The organism is Singulisphaera sp. GP187 (genome assembly GCF_900129635.1).
Lineage (GTDB): Bacteria > Planctomycetota > Planctomycetia > Isosphaerales > Isosphaeraceae > Singulisphaera.
This window is the reverse complement of the sequence record NZ_FSRB01000001.1, coordinates 3735271-3751946: the sequence shown is the minus strand read 5'-3', so window position 1 is coordinate 3751946 and position 16676 is coordinate 3735271. Positions and strand designations below refer to the sequence as shown.

12 protein-coding genes are annotated in these 16676 nt (G+C 63.8%); 11 read left to right on the top strand and 1 reads right to left on the bottom strand.

Going from position 1 to position 16676, the window contains the following annotated elements; genetic code table 11:
* The first annotated feature begins 13 nt into the window (after window positions 1-13).
* From BUS42_RS14615 to BUS42_RS14570, 11 genes are all read left to right on the top strand, one after another.
* A complete protein-coding gene (locus BUS42_RS14615; RefSeq protein ID WP_254053515.1) occupies window positions 14-1027 on the top strand; it encodes a LacI family DNA-binding transcriptional regulator in 1014 nt (337 codons plus the stop codon).
* A 457-nt stretch (window positions 1028-1484) separates the two neighbouring features.
* Window positions 1485-2675: a DUF1549 domain-containing protein gene (locus BUS42_RS45110; protein ID WP_254053514.1), complete on the top strand. Its 1191-nt coding sequence runs from the start codon at window positions 1485-1487 to the stop codon at window positions 2673-2675.
* A gap of 32 nt (window positions 2676-2707) precedes the next feature.
* On the top strand, window positions 2708-4762 hold the full coding sequence (locus BUS42_RS45105; protein ID WP_254053513.1) for a DUF1553 domain-containing protein: 2055 nt from the start codon (window positions 2708-2710) through the stop codon (window positions 4760-4762).
* A gap of 17 nt (window positions 4763-4779) precedes the next feature.
* Window positions 4780-6255 carry a DUF1501 domain-containing protein gene (locus tag BUS42_RS14605; RefSeq protein WP_074311056.1) on the top strand — a complete coding sequence of 492 codons (1476 nt, stop codon included), beginning with the start codon at window positions 4780-4782 and terminating at the stop codon, window positions 6253-6255.
* 432 nt (window positions 6256-6687) lie between these two features.
* Window positions 6688-7701, top strand: a complete 1014-nt coding sequence (locus BUS42_RS14600; protein WP_074307536.1) for a LacI family DNA-binding transcriptional regulator — start codon at window positions 6688-6690, stop codon at window positions 7699-7701.
* A gap of 455 nt (window positions 7702-8156) precedes the next feature.
* Window positions 8157-8594, top strand: a complete 438-nt coding sequence (locus BUS42_RS14595; RefSeq protein ID WP_074307535.1) for a hypothetical protein — start codon at window positions 8157-8159, stop codon at window positions 8592-8594.
* A 49-nt stretch (window positions 8595-8643) separates the two neighbouring features.
* Entirely contained in the window at window positions 8644-9567 is a 924-nt protein-coding gene (locus BUS42_RS14590) for a DUF1559 domain-containing protein (protein ID WP_074307534.1), read from the top strand.
* A gap of 231 nt (window positions 9568-9798) precedes the next feature.
* Window positions 9799-11124 (top strand): MFS transporter, encoded by a 1326-nt coding sequence (locus tag BUS42_RS14585; protein WP_074307533.1) that lies wholly within the window; start codon window positions 9799-9801, stop codon window positions 11122-11124.
* Window positions 11125-11139: 15 nt separating this feature from the next.
* On the top strand, window positions 11140-12588 hold the full coding sequence (locus BUS42_RS14580; protein WP_074307532.1) for a hypothetical protein: 1449 nt from the start codon (window positions 11140-11142) through the stop codon (window positions 12586-12588).
* A 118-nt stretch (window positions 12589-12706) separates the two neighbouring features.
* Window positions 12707-13885, top strand: a complete 1179-nt coding sequence (dgoD, locus tag BUS42_RS14575) for a galactonate dehydratase (protein ID WP_074307531.1) — start codon at window positions 12707-12709, stop codon at window positions 13883-13885.
* Window positions 13886-14012: 127 nt separating this feature from the next.
* Window positions 14013-14552: a hypothetical protein gene (locus BUS42_RS14570; RefSeq protein WP_074307530.1), complete on the top strand. Its 540-nt coding sequence runs from the start codon at window positions 14013-14015 to the stop codon at window positions 14550-14552.
* Between the two features lie 36 nt (window positions 14553-14588).
* On the opposite strand, the gene BUS42_RS14565 is transcribed toward BUS42_RS14570, so the two are convergent.
* Complete coding sequence (locus tag BUS42_RS14565; RefSeq protein WP_074307529.1) at window positions 14589-16511, bottom strand: SUMF1/EgtB/PvdO family nonheme iron enzyme; 1923 nt, start codon at window positions 16509-16511, stop codon at window positions 14589-14591.
* Window positions 16512-16676: the final 165 nt, after the last annotated feature.

Below are 16676 nucleotides of genomic sequence, written 5' to 3'. Positions count from 1 at the left end.
GGCGCGATTTTCCATGAGCGTGACCATGCGTGACGTGGCGAAACAGGCAGGGGTTTCGCTTCAGAGCGTCTCGAACGTGCTGAACGGCCGGACCTCACAGATGCGTGAGGAGACCCGTCAGCGGATCCTTCAGTCGATCCGCGACCTGAGCTATCAGCCCAATGTGCAGGCCCGCGGTTTGCGGCTGCAACGGACCAAGACGGTGGCGTTCCTGACCATCGACCCCGCGGTGCGGTTTCTCTCCGACCCGTTCCACGTGGCGATCCTGAGCGGGATGGTGGACACGCTGCGTCAGCAGGATTACGGCCTGCTGGTGCAGGGGTTCCATCCCGACCAGGCGGGAGGTAAGTTCCGCCGCCTGGTGCATCAGCGTCGGTTCGATGGTGCGGTGGTCCACCTGTCCGGCTCTCCGGAACGTCGTGCGGAGCATATCGAGGAGATCGCGAGCACGGGTTGTCCGTTCGTGCTGATTGAGGACCGGGCGGAGGCCGCGACGGTCGGCTGCGTGCTGGCGGACGACCGTGGGGGGGCGGGTGCGGCGGTGTCGTTGCTCCAGGGTGAAGGTCACGAGCGGATCGGTTTCCTCGCGACCGACCGACATTGGCCTGCGGTGGAGAAGCGGATCGCGGGTTACGAGGAGGCGATTCGTGCGGGGGGAGGGAGCTGGAGTGAGGTCTGGGGAGTGGAGCGTGAGACGGTGGAGGGAGCGCGGAGCCGAGTGGAGGCGGTGCTCCGTGCCGACCCAAGCGTAACGGCGATTCTGTGCGCCAACGACGTGCTTGCGGTGGGTGCGATCCAGGCGGGGAAGCAACTCGGTCGGAAGATCCCGACGAGCCTGGCGATCATCGGGTTTGATGACTTCGACTTCGCGCCGTACGTGGATCCGCCGCTGACGACCGTGGCGTTGCCCGGAGTCGAGATGGGGGGCCGGGCCGCGGAATTGCTACTGAGCTACATCAAGAACGGCAAGTTCGAGGTGGCCGAGGTCGTCTTCCCCACCAAGCTGATCCGCCGCGGTAGTGCTTGATGTGCTGATCCATCCATGCGGCCCTCACCTTTCTCACTGTCATAATGCATAAGCCGTTGGATCGATCTTGGGACGTGAAAATCGACAAATCTTCCGGTAGAGAACTTGACGGCCATGGGTTCGCCTCTTAAGTTCTCTTTAACGATAAAGTGCGGCGAAAAACCGGTGAGTATCCGAATTCACCCGCGTCGTGGCTTGAGAGAAACTTTTGCGGATCTCCGCCACTCACCCATGAGTCGCCCGACGCCCCTTCCGCCGGGCGGCCCGAAGTCGCCCTGAGGCGGGAACACTTGGTCCGCGTGCCAATCCTTTGCCGTGCCTGCGGTGACGATGTCCCCGGCTTTCGATGAGGCGTTCTGAATTACAGCCGACTTCCGACGGAGATCTTCAACTCTCCGACCGTTCGACCCCTCCGCCCATCGCATCGGTTGGCGGGAAACGATGGAGATTCACCGGGATGCGTGCTGCCCTTGCCCCCCTGACCGTCCTCGGGTTTGCTCTGGTCGCTACGACGACGCTGGCCGATGAGACGGTGGACTATGCCAAGCAAATCAAGCCGATCTTCGCGGGCCGGTGCTACGCCTGCCACGGCACCCTCAAGCAGAAGAGCAAGCTCCGCACCGATTCGGTGAAGTCCCTGATCAAGGGGGGGGACAGTGGGCCGGTGATCGAGCTCGGCAAGAGCGAGGAAAGCCTCTTAATCGACCGGATCACGGAAGAGGGGAAAGGGCGGATGCCTCCCCCGGGAGATGGCGAGGCGTTGAGCGCCGAGCAGGTCGCCTTGATCAAAACATGGATTGACCAGGGGGCCGTCGCCCCTGCCGACGATGCGCCTGAACCCGACCCGCGCGACCACTGGGCCTTCCGCGCTCCGGTCCGTCCCTCGGTTCCAGCCCGCGATGGCACGCGCCCCGGCAATCCGATCGACGCCTTCCTCGCCGCGGGTTGGAAGGCGAACGGATTGACCCCGCAACCCTCGGCCTTGAAAGGCCTGTTGCAGCGTCGGGTCTACCTCGACCTGACCGGCGTTCCCCCTACGGCCGAGGATCAGGCCGCGTTCCTAAGCGACGATTCGCCCGACGCCTACGCGGTGATGGTCGATCGCCTCCTCGCCGGCAAGCCGTATGCCGAGCGGTGGGGACGACACTGGATGGACATCTGGCGATACAGCGATTGGTGGGGGTTGGGTGCCGAGCTCCGCAATAGTCAGAAACATATCTGGCACTGGCGGGATTGGATCATCGAGTCGCTGGATGCCGACAAGGGCTATGACCAGATGGTCCGGGAGATGATCGCCGCTGATGAGTTGACTCCCAACGATCCCGAACGGCTTCGCGCCACCGGGTTCCTTGCCCGCAACTACTTCAAGTTCAACCGCAACACCTGGCTCGAAGAGGTCGTCGAGCACACCGGCAAGGCTTTCCTGGGCTTGACCTTTAACTGTGCGAAGTGCCACGACCACAAATTCGACCCGATCAGCCATAACGAGTATTATCAATTCCGCGCCTTCTTCGAGCCCTATCAGGTCCGGACCGACCAACTTCCCGGCGAGCTCGATTTCGAGAAGGGGGACTCCCCCGCGCCTTTGACAGCAACCTCGATACCCCGACCTATCGGTTCGATCGCGGAAATGAAGCCCATCCGCTGAAAGCTCAGCCGCTCAAGCCGGGGATTCCGGCATTGCTGGCCTGGGCGGATCTGGAAATCAAGCCCGTGACGCTTCCGCTGGAAGCTTCCCGGCCCGGGTTGCGTCCGTTCGTGCTCGAAGACCAGCTTCGGGCCGCGAACGCCCGGGTTGCCACCGCTCGGGCGGCCTTGGCAAACTCAAGGGACCAACTGGCCGCGGCTGAGGCGGATAAGTCGTCGGTCACCGCCAGCGGGGCCGACGTCGCGGGGAGCTACAGCCTTCGCGACAACTTCGCCGGGGCGCGCCCCGCCGACTGGGAGACGACGGCCGGGCATTGGGAATATAAGAACGGCAAGCTCCTCCAGGAGAATCCGGCCGAGATCCGGTCCGTCTATCGGACCAAGGCGAATCATCCGACCGATTTCCGGGCGAGCCTCCGGTTCACCATCACCGGCGGCGAACCGTGGCGGTCGGTCGGTTTGAGTTTTGACTCGGCCGAGGGCCGCGAAGTTCTCGTCTATCTGAGCGCCCATGCCGGCGGACCCAAGCTGCAAGTCGCCTACCAGCAAGCGGGCAACTACTCCTATCCGCCGGGAGCGGCTCTGGGGCGGCCGATCAAGGTCGGCGAACCGTATGAGCTGACCGTGAGCGTGCGAGGGCCTCTGGTGAACGTCGCGATCAACGGCGCGCATGCGCTGGCCTACCGCCTGCCCGTCGACCGGGCTCCCGGCGCGGTCTCGCTCGTCACTTTTGCGGCGCAGGCGGAATTCACGTCGATCGAGCTGGCCCCTCTTCCTCCCGGAGAAAAGCTCGTTGCGGGCGATTCGCCTTTGTACAAGGGAGAAACGCCGGTCGCGCAAGCCAAGGCCGCCGTGGCGCTCGCGGAGAAAGTCCTCGCGACCGCCTTGGCCCAGCCGGAAGCCTTGCAGGCACGGGCCGTCGCCGATCGCGCTCGCCATCGCCAGACCCCGGCCGAGGATGCGAAGGCACTGGCCATCAAGGCGGCACACGCGGAACGGCACGAAGCGTTAGCCAAGGCCGAGGAAGAACTCGCACGCATCGAGTTGCAGGCCGATGCCAAGGCGCAAGATGCGGAAGCCAACCGCAAGAAGCACGAGGCCGCGACCGTCGCCCTGGCCGCAGCCCGCAAGGCGTTCGACACGGAGAGTGAGGAGTACACCCCGCTCCGCGGCGCGGTGAAGGCGGCCGAATCGCCCACCGACAAAGACGCTCCGAACGTCCTGACCTTCCCCACCACGAGCACCGGCCGTCGCACCGCGCTGGCGAACTGGTTGACCGACCGGAAGAACCCGCTCACGGCCCGCGTCGCGGTCAATCATATCTGGACACGTCACTTCGGCAAGCCGCTGGTGACAACCGTGTTCGACTTCGGTCGCAAGGGGGCGCAGCCGACCCATTCCGAGTTGCTCGACTGGTTGGCCGTCGATTTCATGGAGAATGGCTGGAGCATGAAACGGCTCCACCGGATGATCGTCCTCTCCGACGCCTATCGCCGCAGTTCCTCAAGCCTCGGCGCCAACTCCGCCACCCTGGCCGCCGACCCGGAAAACCGGTTCTATTGGCGGATGAACCCGGTCCGGATGGAGGCGCAGGTTGTCCGCGACAGCCTCTTTCATCTCGCCGGCGAATTGTCCGATCAGGTGGGCGGTCCGCCGGTCCCACAGACCGATCCGATGTCTCCCCGGCGAAGCCTTTATTTCGTGCATTCGCACAACGACCACAACAAGTTCCTCTCCACCTTCGACGATGCCAGCGTGCAGGACTGCTACCGCCGGGGCGAGAGCGTCGTTCCCGTGCAGGCGCTGGCGCTCTGGAACAGCCGCCTTGCACAGACCATGGCGGCGAAAATCACGAACCGACTGAACACCCGGCTCGGCGACGCTACCGACGCCAAGTTTGCCGCCGAGGCGTTCCGGATGCTCCTGGGCACCACTCCGACCGTCGCGGAACGCTCGGCGTGCGAGCAAGCCCTCACCGATCTGAAGTCGCTGTTGGAAAAGCGTGGCGCCAGCCATCCCGGTGACCGCGCCCGCGAGATCCTCGTGCAGTCGTTGCTCAACCACAACGACTTCATCACCATCCGATGACAACGGACGCGCGAACCATGCCAGACCCAAGCCATCCACGCGGAGGCTCCTGCCCAGGAGTCCACCGCCGCCGTTTCCTCGCCGACATGGGGATGGGGTTCACCGGCCTCGCCCTCGGGGCCATGCTCCAGCGTGACGGCGTTGCTCGCGGTTCTGACGGCGTCTGGACGCCCCCCAACGGCCGTCCTCACTTCCCCGCCAAGGCCAAGTCGGTCATCTGGCTCTTCATGAACGGCGGCGTCAGCCACATGGAGACCTTTGACCCGAAGCCAGAATTGAACAAGTACGCGGGCAAGACGATCGCCGAGACCCCTTACCAGGGGACACAGGACCCGAAGAAGCTCGCCCTCGCCCGCGTCGTCGTCGTGAATGATGCCAACGGCCAGTCGCGGACCAAGCTTTATCCGCTCCAGATCGGCTTCAAGAAGTACGGCCAGAGCGGGATTGAGGTCAGCGACTGGTTGCCGCACATCGGCGGCTGCATCGACGATCTCGCCGTCGTTCGCTCAATGTACACGACGGACAACAACCACGGCGCCCAGACGCAATTTCACTCGGGCCGTCACATGCTCGACGGCGAGTTCCCCAACCTCGGGGCGTGGGCTCACTACGGGCTCGGTTCGCTCAACGACAATTTACCCCAGTATGTTTCGATGGGCGTCCGGGAATACTGGAACAAGAGCGACGGCCATTACCTCGGCCCGGCGCACGACGCGATTCCGATCCGGATCGATCCCGCCAACCCGCTCGATTACGGCCGCCCCGAGATGGATATCGCCGACGCCGAGCAGCGACTCGGCTTCGGGTTGGTCGATCGCCTGGATCGGCTCCGCGCTGTCGAGTATCCCGACGACCCGACCCTGACCGCGCGGATCAAGGCCTATGAGCTGGCCTACCGGATGCAAGGGTCGCTTCCCGAGGTGATCGACTTCCGCGGCGAGACCGCCGAGACCCAGCAACTCTACGGCCTTGACGACCCGAAGACGAAGGACTTCGGGGCACAGATGCTGGCTTGTCGGCGGCTGGTCGAGCGCGGAGTCCGGTTTGTCCAGGTGCAGGACGGCGGCGGCGGGGCAGGGGCCTGGGATGCCCACGGTGCCTTGAGGGCCAACCACACCGAGAACTGTCGACGCATCGACAAGCCGATCGCCGGGCTCCTGACCGACCTAAAGCGCCGCGGACTCCTCGACGAGACGATCGTGGTCTTCGGCACCGAGTTCGGCAGGACCCCGGGCTCGCAAGGGAGCGACGGCCGCGATCACCACATCTACGGCTTCTCCGTCTGGATGGCCGGCGGTGGGATCAAAGGGGGCGTGGTCCATGGCGCCACCGACGAGATCGGCTTCCACGCTGAAGAGAATCGCCACTACGTTACCGACGTCCACGCGACCATCCTCCACCTCTTGGGCCTGGACAGCCGCAAGTTGGAGATCCCCGGGCGCAAGCGTCTGGAGATCGATCACGGTCAGCCCATTCGCCAAATCTTGGCGTAGGGCCAGCCTGAGCAGGTGGACATTGTCTTCCCTGATATTTGATGATGTGCAAGCTTTGGGTGCCACGGGTTGTACTCAACCCGTGAGCCAAAAACCTGGGTAATCGCTCATGGGTTGAGTACAACCTGTGGCACTCGGTGGGCTTTGCATCCCCGAGGTCACCCATCAGAAAATCAAAGAAAACCGAGACCAACGGCTTAGGATCACGCTCAGCCCTTTGCTTCTGAGCCCCAACCGGGCGGCCGAACGGATCCTACTAACCGGAGCAATTCTCTCAGACTCATCGCTCGGATTCGGCCGCCCGTTTTAGTTAATTGAAATATGCTGAGGGTATAAATTGAATGGGTGGTGCCTCGGGCAGGCTTAGATGCGTCCCGTTGGGGCTGAAACCTCGGGAATAGGCCTCGGCACAATGGCAAGGCGCGATTTTCCATGAGCGTGACCCTACGTGACGTGGCGAAACAGGCAGGGGTTTCGCTTCAGAGCGTCTCGAACGTGCTGAACGGCCGAACCTCGCAGATGCGCGAGGAGACCCGTCAGCGGATCCTCGAGTCGATCCGCGATCTGAGCTATCAGCCCAATGTGCAGGCCCGCGGTTTGCGGCTGCAACGGACCAAGACGGTGGCGTTCCTGACCATCGACCCGGCGGTGCGGTTTCTCTCCGACCCGTTCCACGTGGCGATCCTGAGCGGGATGGTGGACACGCTGCGTCAGCAGGATTACGGCCTGCTGGTGCAGGGGTTCCATCCCGACCAGGCGGGAGGTAAGTTCCGCCGCCTGGTGCATCAGCGTCGGTTCGATGGTGCGGTGGTCCACCTGTCCGGCTCTCCGGAACGTCGTGCGGAGCATATCGAGGAGATCGCGAGCACGGGTTGTCCGTTCGTGCTGATTGAGGACCGGGCGGAGGCCGCGACGGTCGGCTGCGTGCTGGCGGACGACCGTGGGGGGGCGGGTGCGGCGGTGTCGTTGCTCCAGGGTGAAGGTCACGAGCGGATCGGTTTCCTCGCGACCGACCGACATTGGCCTGCGGTGGAGAAGCGGATCGCGGGTTACGAGGAGGCGATTCGTGCGGGGGGAGGGAGCTGGAGTGAGGTCTGGGGAGTGGAGCGTGAGACGGTGGAGGGAGCGCGGAGCCGAGTGGAGGCGGTGCTCCGTGCCGACCCAAGCGTAACGGCGATTCTGTGCGCCAACGACGTGCTTGCGGTGGGTGCGATCCAGGCGGGGAAGCAACTCGGTCGGAAGATCCCGACGAGCCTGGCGATCATCGGGTTTGATGACTTCGACTTCGCGCCGTACGTGGATCCGCCGCTGACGACCGTGGCGTTGCTCGGAGTCGAGATGGGGGGCCGGGCCGCGGAATTGCTACTGAGCTACATCAAGAACGGCAAGTTCGAGGTTGCCGAGGTCGTCTTCCCCACCAAGTTGATCCATCGCGGCAGTGCGTGAGGAAACTAAACATCCATGCAACATTCATTGTGTGAACCCATCTTGAGGATTCACCTTCGCGATCGACCTCGCGACGTGAAAATCGACAAATCTTCCAATATAGAACTTGACGGCCATTGGCTCGTCTCTTAATTTCTCTTTAACGATAAAGTGCAGGCAATAGCCCGGTGGCGGCTGGCTTTCACCGTGTCGTTACTCGAGAGGAACCTTTCGCATCCCTCCTTCTCACGGGCTGAGGACTCACACCCGTGAAATCATTGCCCGGTGTCACTTCCGCCGGGCCGCCGTCTCGAGGGAGACCATTCGTGGACTCCTGGATGTCGTGTCGTTCCTGAACGGTCTGGATTTCCCCATCCAGTGCCGAAGGAGGCACGGCCCGAATCGCTTGGTCTGAGTTCGCGGCCGAAAACCCGTCGGTTTGCGGCCTGGGCATTCTTTATCGGAGGCGAATTGACATGGACTCCTCGCTCGGCGGCAAGTGCCGGCGACTGTCGACTGGGATTGTCGTCCTCGCCTGGTTCGGGGGTTGCGGCGGTGCGGGCGATGACCTGCCGCGCCAGGAGATCTCGGGGAGCGTCATCCTCCAAGGGACGCCGCTCTCGGAAGGGATGATCCAATTTCGGCCTGAGACCAATCAGGGGACGTTCGTCAGCGCGGCGATCCGGGATGGAAAGTATGCGATCCCGCGCCACGAGGGACCGGTCGCGGGAGGGTATCGGGTGATTATCACCAGTCCGCCGAAATCAACGGCCGCAGCTTCCGAGAGCGGCCCGGGCAAGGCTCCGCCGTCCCCTCCGGACCTCATCCCCAAGAAGTACAATGCCTCGAGTACGCTGAACGCCGAGGTGAAAGTCGGACAACCGAACTCGTTTGATTTCGATTTGAAGAAGTGAGTGAACAGGAACGTAACCATCATGCCGTCATGAAGAGAGGGGTCTTGTTATGGAACGCCGGTGTCGTGGATTCACGCTGATCGAGCTGCTGGTCGTCATCGCCATCATCGCCGTTCTGATCGCGCTGTTGCTCCCCGCCGTCCAGGCGGCGCGCGAGGCCGCGAGGCGAGCGCAATGCGTCAACAACATGAAGCAGGTCGGGATCGCAATGCACAATTATCACACCACGATCAACTCGCTCCCTCCCGGCAAGAGCGACTGTTGCTGGGGGTCGTGGATGGTCTTCATTCTGCCGTATGTCGAGCAGCAAAGTCTTCAGAATAGCTATAATTTCTCGTTCTCGCCGAGCTACAACGTCGGCCAGACCACCTATTACTTCGGCGCCATCCAGACCACGGTCACCAATCGGAGGATCGGCACTATGACCTGTCCGAGTGACACGCCGAACGCGCCTGCGTTTGATGTCACCTCGCACAGCTACGCGGTGAATTACGGCAATACGGCGATGGAGGAGCAGGCGGAGCTGAACGGGATCCGCCACGGCGGTGCCCCGTTTGCGAACATCTATGGCAAGCCTGGTGCCTTTAGTTTCGCCGACATCCCGGATGGCCTGAGCAACACCCTCCTCGCCTCCGAGGTGATCATGGGGCAGGGGACCGACCTCCGCGGATTCACCTGGTGGGGTGATGCCGCGGGCTTCTCAACCTATCTTCCACCCAATAGCACCGCCCCCGACGTCATCTACTCTTCGGATTATTGCAAGAGCGGTTATATGCGCAATCCTCCGTGCATCTTCCCCGATTCCACCGCCCAGCCTCGCATGTTCGCCTCGCGCGGCCGGCATCCCGGCGGAGTGAACTCCCTCTTTGGCGACGGCAGCGTGAAGTTCATCAAGAACACGATCAACAGCGTGACCTGGATGAGCGTCAGCACGACCAAAGGGGGCGAGATCGTTAGCGCTGACGCCTACTGAATTGGAAACGCCCAAGCCACCCGGGAGACGCCCTCGTCCTGGCGCGGTAGCATCTTCCGGGTGGCAATCTAATCAGCAGGCGGACATGGTCTGCCTTTGGATGGTGCGTGGCACCCGGCAGTCGATGCAAGGCCGCGGTCATCTCTTCGGTTCATCAAGGCTCACCGTGCCCATCTGCATAAGGCGATCAAGTCATCATCCCGGGGGGCTGGTTTGGAGCAAGACGCAAATTTGAGTGGAGCGACGGGTGTTGCGAGCCTTGTAACCGATGAGGATGTCCTCCTCCAAGATCGGTCCGCCGCTGCCGGCGCGTCGGGGGTTCGCCATCTGATTCTGATCTGGCTCTGCGTCGCCACGACGATCGCCTACATCGATCGCGGCTGTCTGAGCGTGGCTGAGAAGCTCATCCGCGCCGACCTCGGGCTGACCGAGTCGCAGATGGGGCTGGTGATGAGCGCCTTCTTTCTGGCCTATGCGCTGTTTCAGATGCCCGCCGCGGGGTTGGACCATGCTTGGGGGGCTCGGCGTGCCCTCCCCGTTTTCGCCGCGGCCTGGTCGCTGGCCACCGGGCTCTGTGGGGCCACGCACGGGGTTGTCTTACTGCTGGTGGCGCGGTTCTCGATGGGCGTCGCCGAAGCGGGGATCTTCCCCTCTTCCACGGGGGTGCTGAGCCGCTGGTACCCCGTCTCGCGACGCGCCTGGGTCAGCGGGATCCTGACCAGCTTCATGGGCGTCGGTGGGGGCATCGGCGCGGCCTTGACAGGGTTCATCCTGGTCTATGTTTCCTGGCGTTGGATGTTCTTGCTTTACGCCGTGCCAGGGCTGATCTGGGCGCTCGGGTTCGCGCTCTGGTTCCGCAACAACCCCTGCGAACATCCCTCGGTCAACCCGGCGGAGCTCGCCTTGATCTCCGCAGGGGCAAAAAGAACGGATCAACAGGTCGTTGGTCCGATCGCCTGGCGTACCCTCTTGGCCAATCGGGCGGTCCTCGGCCTGGTCTTACAGCAGTTCTTCCGCGCCGCCGCGGCCATCTTCTACCTGAGTTGGTTCCCGACCTATTTGCGCGAAACCAGAGGCGTGGGCGTTTGGGAAGCGGGCCTGCTCACGAGCCTTCCGCACTGGACAACCATGCTCGGCTGCCTGGCTGGAGGCTGGCTCTCGGATCGGGTCCTGGCGAGGACGGGAAGTCTCCGGCTCGCCCGCCAGGGAGTTTCCGTGGTCAGCATGCTGGTGGCGACCCTCCTGATTGGCCTCGCTTATCCGATCGCCGATGCCCGACTGGCCGTGCTCGTTCTGAGTATCGGGGCGTTCGCCGCCGCCCTGGCCGGGCCCTGTGCTTATGCGCTGACGATGGACCTGGGAGGACGTAACACTCCGCAAGTCTTCGGGATTATGAACACGTCTGGGGCGATTGGCTCGATCCTTTTCCCCATCATTGTTCCCAAGCTTGTCGTGATCACGGGGTCCTGGGATGCCGTCCTCACGTTCTTCGCCGCGATCCATATCGTGGCCGGAGCGTGCTGGCTCATCTTCGACGCCGACCGCGACACCATCTGACTTCACGGACCGATCATGAAGCCGACTCCCCTGGAAACTCCGCAAAGCCTCTGTTCGTTCGGCGTGGCCCGAGGCGACGTTACCCCCCCGGTGGGGATCTATCACCGGATGTGGGGGGCCGCCTCTCATGAACGGTCCACCGGGGTGCATCGACCGCTCACGGCCACCGCGGCTTTCATCGCTCCGCCGAACCAACCGTCGGCGGGCATCGTCTTGGTGGCGCTCGACCATTGCCTGCTCTGGGACCTCGAGGCTCAAAAGGTCCTCGACATTGTCGCGGCGCGGGCCGGGATCGCGCGCGAGCAATTGCTGGTTGCCTTCTCGCACACGCATGCGGCCGGCCTGATGGATACCGGACGCGCGGACCGCCCCGGGGGCGACCTCATCGCCCCCTACCTCGCCGATCTCGCCGAGCGCCTGGCGTGCCTTGTCGCCGAAGCGATGGCCCAAGCCGAGCCGACCACGCTCTGCTACGGGCTGGGCCGGTGCAACCTGGCCGCCCATCGCGACACCTTCGATGAGGCCGGCGGTCGGTTCGTCTGCGGGTTCAATCCCGATGGCCCCGCCGATGACACTCTCATGCTTGTCCGCGCCACCAGCGCCGAGGGCCGGACGCTCGCCACGATGGTCAACTATGCTTGCCACCCGACCACCCTGGCCTGGCAGAATACGCTGATCAGCCCCGACTTCCCCGGGGCGATGCGCGAGGTTGTCGAACAGGCCACCGGCGCCCCTTGCCTGTTCTTGCAGGGGGCCTCGGGAGAACTCGGGCCGCGTGAAGGCTTCGTTGGCGATCCGGCCGTCGCCGATCGCAACGGCCGGCAACTCGGGCACGCCGCGCTCTCGGCGTTTGAAGCGATGCCGCCGCCACGGACCCGATTCGAGTACGCGGGACCGGTCGAGTCGGGGGCGGTTATCGGCACCTGGCGTCACGCCCCGCTCGATGCCAATCGCCTCCGCGACCTGGAAGTATGGGACCTGAAGCGCTGGTCCGTCGACCTCTCCTACCGCCCCGACCTTCCCACGGCCGAATCCACACGTGAGGACCGCACCCGCTGGGAGCGCGAAGAGCAAGCCGCCCTGGCTCGTGACGATCGCGCCCGGGCCGCCGAATGCCGGGCCTTCGTCGAGCGGATGGACCGGCAACTCGTCCGGATCGGCAACCTTTCACCCGGACCCACCTTCCCGTTCGACGTTTTGCTCTGGAAGACCGGCGGCGCTGTCTGGCTGGCCGTCGGGGCCGAACATTACCAACACTTGCAGGTCGAGCTGCGGCGCCGGAGCCCCCATGCGGCCATCGTGGTGCTGACCCTGGTCAATGGTTGGCAACCGGGTTATTTGCCCACGGCGTCCGCCTACGATCGCGGGATCTATCAGGCCGACGTGGCCGTGCTGGCCGCTGGTTCGTTAGAGTTGCTGACCGAAACCATCGCTGCCCAGATCGCCGAGTGGTTCCCCACCTGAAGTGGCGAGCCACCGTAGTCGATATTCCTTTCGCCCTGGAGGGTATCGACGCTGGGCTCCCCACCCTGACGGAGTCTGAGTCGTCCGTTCCGGGTGATGCGAATCAAAGAGAGATTTTATGAAAATTACAAAGATTGAAACGTTTGTTTGTCATGCGCGGATGCGAAACTGGATCTTCGTCAAGGTCCAGACGGACCAAGCCGGGCTCTACGGCTGGGGCGAGGCGACCCTGGAGTGGCATACCCGCGCCGTGGTGGGGGCGATCGAAGACATCTCGCAGCTCTTGATTGGCGAAGACCCCACGCGGGTTGAGCACCTCTGGCAGATGATGTATCGCCAGCATTTCTGGCACGGCAACGGGATCGTGCGCGGGACGGCGATTAGCGGGATCGACCTGGCCCTCTGGGATATCGTCGGCAAGATCCACGGGGTTCCCTGCCACAAGCTCTGGGGAGGGGCGGTCCGCGACTACATCCGGCTTTATTGCCACCTCGGCGGCGGCCGGATGGAAGACTTCTATCAGACCGACCCCGCCGACGCCCGTCGGTTCGGCGATCTGGCCCAACGCGCGGTCGCAGAGGGCTTCACCGCCTTCAAGTCGATGGCTGTTCCTGAAACCATGCCGCTCGAAGGGCTCCGCCCCTTGAAGTACGCCGAGGCCTGCGTCAAGGCGATGCGCGACGCGGTCGGCGACGACATCGACATCATGGTCGACTGCCACGCCCGCCCTTCTCCTCGGATGGGCCTGCGTTTTGCCAAGGTCCTCGAGCCGTACGGGCTCTACTTCTTCGAGGAGCCCTGCTGGCCCGAGACCATTGAGGACATCGCCCTCATCCAGCGGTCCGTGTCGACCCCGATCGCGACCGGCGAACGCCTCGTCTCGCAGCACGCCTTCCGCGAGTTGCTGGAACGTCGCGCCTGCAGCGTCCTCCAACCCGACATCACCCACTGTGGCGGCCTCTCCGAAGCCAGGCGGATCGCCGCGATGGCCGAGGCTTACCGGGTCTCCCTCGCTCCGCATAACCCGCAAGGACCCGTCAGCACCGCTGCTTCGCTCGAGCTCGGATTCGCAACGCCGTCCTACATCATCTGCGAAGCTGTGCTCGACGACGTCCCCTGGCGTTCCGAAGTCGTCCGCGAGGGTTTCACCATCGAGCCCAAGGGACGCATCGTCTACCCCAACACGCTCCCCGGACTGGGGGTCGAAATCGACGAGGAAGCGATCAAGAAACACCCCTTCGAACAGGAAGTCCTCCTCCGGACCTTCTATCGAGACGGCAGCGTCGGCGACTGGTGAACGCCTGGGATGCAGTGGGGCAGACGCCACGGTCCGAATCGACTCGACGCCGGCTGGAGTGGAGGGCGTCGAGTCGAACGGCTGCAAGTAAAGACACTTGGAAAGACGTACATTCAGGAGGTCAGGAATGCGTTGGCTTCGGCTTCGCGCTCTGATGTACTGGGTTGTTGTCGTCGCCCTGGTGCTCGCCCTCTGGATCCAGCACGAGCGAGCGAAGGTTCGAGAGGCCCATCTCAGGTCTGCGCTCCGGACGGCACGCAACCATGCCAACGGAGTGATCTTGGCCGAGCTCGATAAGCCCGTGAACATGCCGTTTGACACCGGAACGACGCTCGCGGGCCTGGTCTCCCATGTGAAGCGCTCGACCGGCTGGGTCGCGACGGATACGTGGTACACCAAGCAGGTCTTCCGCCGGGAGTACGGCCCGTTGCAGAACGGGATCCCCTTCTACGTCGATCCGGTGGCTCTGGCGGAAGTTGGTGTGACGATGCAAACTCCAATCACGATCGCCTCACGCGGCGTGCCGCTCAAGAACTCGCTTCGTTCGGTGCTTGGCGAGGTCGGCCTGGGTTACCACGTCAAGGATGGGCTCCTTTTCATCACCACAAAAGACGACGCCGAGGAGGCCAGCCAGGCGGACCCGATGTCGGACGACATGGTCCCGTAGGGGCCGCGATTGCGGCCCCTACGGGAATCCCAACGTTCAAAACGGCGGCGGTGCATCGCCGGTCGGGTTCGGTCCCGGGGTGGTTCCGCCCGGCGCCGCGGGCTTGGGCGGTGGCTCGAAGGCATTGCCCGGTCCTTCGACGGCGAGAACGCAGCGGAATCCCAGGAAGGGGAGACGCTGGTCGAATTTCATCCCTTCACGTTTGGTGACGGTCCAGCTCTTCGAGCCCCCTTTGACCGCGAGTTGAAAGGTTCGTGGCACGATGGTCGGGCCGGTCGGGTCGGAGAGCTGCTGGTTCTTGACCAGCACGTAGTACCGGGAGTCGTACCAGTCCTTGGTCCATTCCCAGGCATTGCCGGCCATGTCGTGCGCTCCGAAGGGGGAAATGTCGTCGGCGTACGACATGATCGGTTCGATCTGTCGGGCTTTGCGCGACTTCGCCCACTCGGGCGGATCATTGCCCCAGGGATAAATTCGCCCATCAGGGCCACGGGCCGCCATCTCCCACTGGGCTTCGGTGGGGAGCCGCTTGCCGGCCCAGGTGGCGAAATCTTTCGCCTCCTTGGCGTTGACCATCACCACCGGATTATCGACGGACGTCGGTGCAATCGTCGCTTCGCGTGCCAGCGCCCGGACCCGGTCGGTTCGCCGGCCGACCTCCTTCTCGAAGAGGTCGAATTGGCGGACACTCACCTCATGCTGATCGATGTAATACGTCGAGAGGAAGACGCGATGCGCAGGGCGTTCGGCCGCCTCACCGTCGTCATTTCCCATCAGGAACTCGCCACCAGGGACCAGGACCATGGGGGCACCATCTCGATCACCGACGATTTCCAACGCCCAGCCCGACTCGTGGGCCTGAGTCCCCGGGCGGGAGTGAAAGCCCTTGGGTAACGGGCGACCGACCGGAGGCGCGATCTTCTCGGGAGCGTTGGCTTCCCCACCTCGAGCCGGTTCCGCGGGGTTCGCCGGGTAGATGATGGCGACCTCGGCCGAATTTCCTTGCGGGGCCGTCGGCGCAGTCGCATCGACCACCTTGGGTGCTGGCTTTGGCGCAGCTGGCTTCGGCGCGGTGGGGTTGGCAACAACGACGGGCCGGTCGATGAAGAGGGGCAGGTTCTTCGCCGGCCGCCCCAGCGCCTCCTTCGCCTCTCTGGCTGCGTTGGTGTTCGGATAGGCGGCCACGACCCGTTCGAGCAAGGAGATCGCCAGCTTCGCGTCCCCTTTCTTGGCGGTCTCGCGTGCGCGCTCCAACAGGCTATTCGCTTCCTGCTCGAGGGCTTGTGGGTTCTGCGGCGGATTTGGGTTGTCGACGACGGGGATGTCGGTGTCGGGAGTATCCCCGCCCGAGAGACTGGGCAGGTAAGTGCGGATCGTCATGAACCCGGCGACCACAAACACGGCGAGCAGGGTGCCTCCGATGAGGATCCGGACTCTCTGCCGCGCCTCGTAGGTGTCGAAGGTCGGCGTCTCCTCGACGAGCGCTTTCTTGGTCACATCGGAATCGTCGGAACTGGCTTTCCGCTCCCGCGGCTTCGACTTGGCGGCCGGTTCCTTCTCGCTCAGTTTCCGGACGGTGCCGGCCCGCTCAATACCGCCCCCCTCGGGCCGGCGACCGGTCGAACCCGACGGTGCCGGTTTCGTCTCGTTCGCCTTTGTCTTCACTTTCTCAGTGGAGGCCGACGCGGCTTCCTTCCGCTTGGAACGCTTCAATTCCTCAGGATCCGGAGCCGCTTTCCAGAGGCGAGGCAGAGGCGCCGGTGGCGGAGCGGAGGGACCCGAACCGCGCGATCGTCCGTGCCCGGGAGGAGACTCCTCGCTCGCGTCGTCCAGCCCTGGGCTGAGACTCTCGTGCTCCTCCTCAGGGTCAACAGAATCGTCGCCGGCCAGTCCGTAGACCTCATCGTCGGCGTTCGAATCATCCGGTCGATTCGGTCGGGGATGCTCGAACTCAGCCATGCGATCGCTCCTAAGTGATGAGCGAGCCTGGGGAAAAAAAGGGGACCGAGATGAGTCGATAGCGTCTCGATCTTACTCTATCACAGTATCGCCCGGCCCAGTGCCGGACAAGAGGAACAACCCCGCATCCTTGGTTGCAATGGCCGTTGCGACTGGCTGAGACGA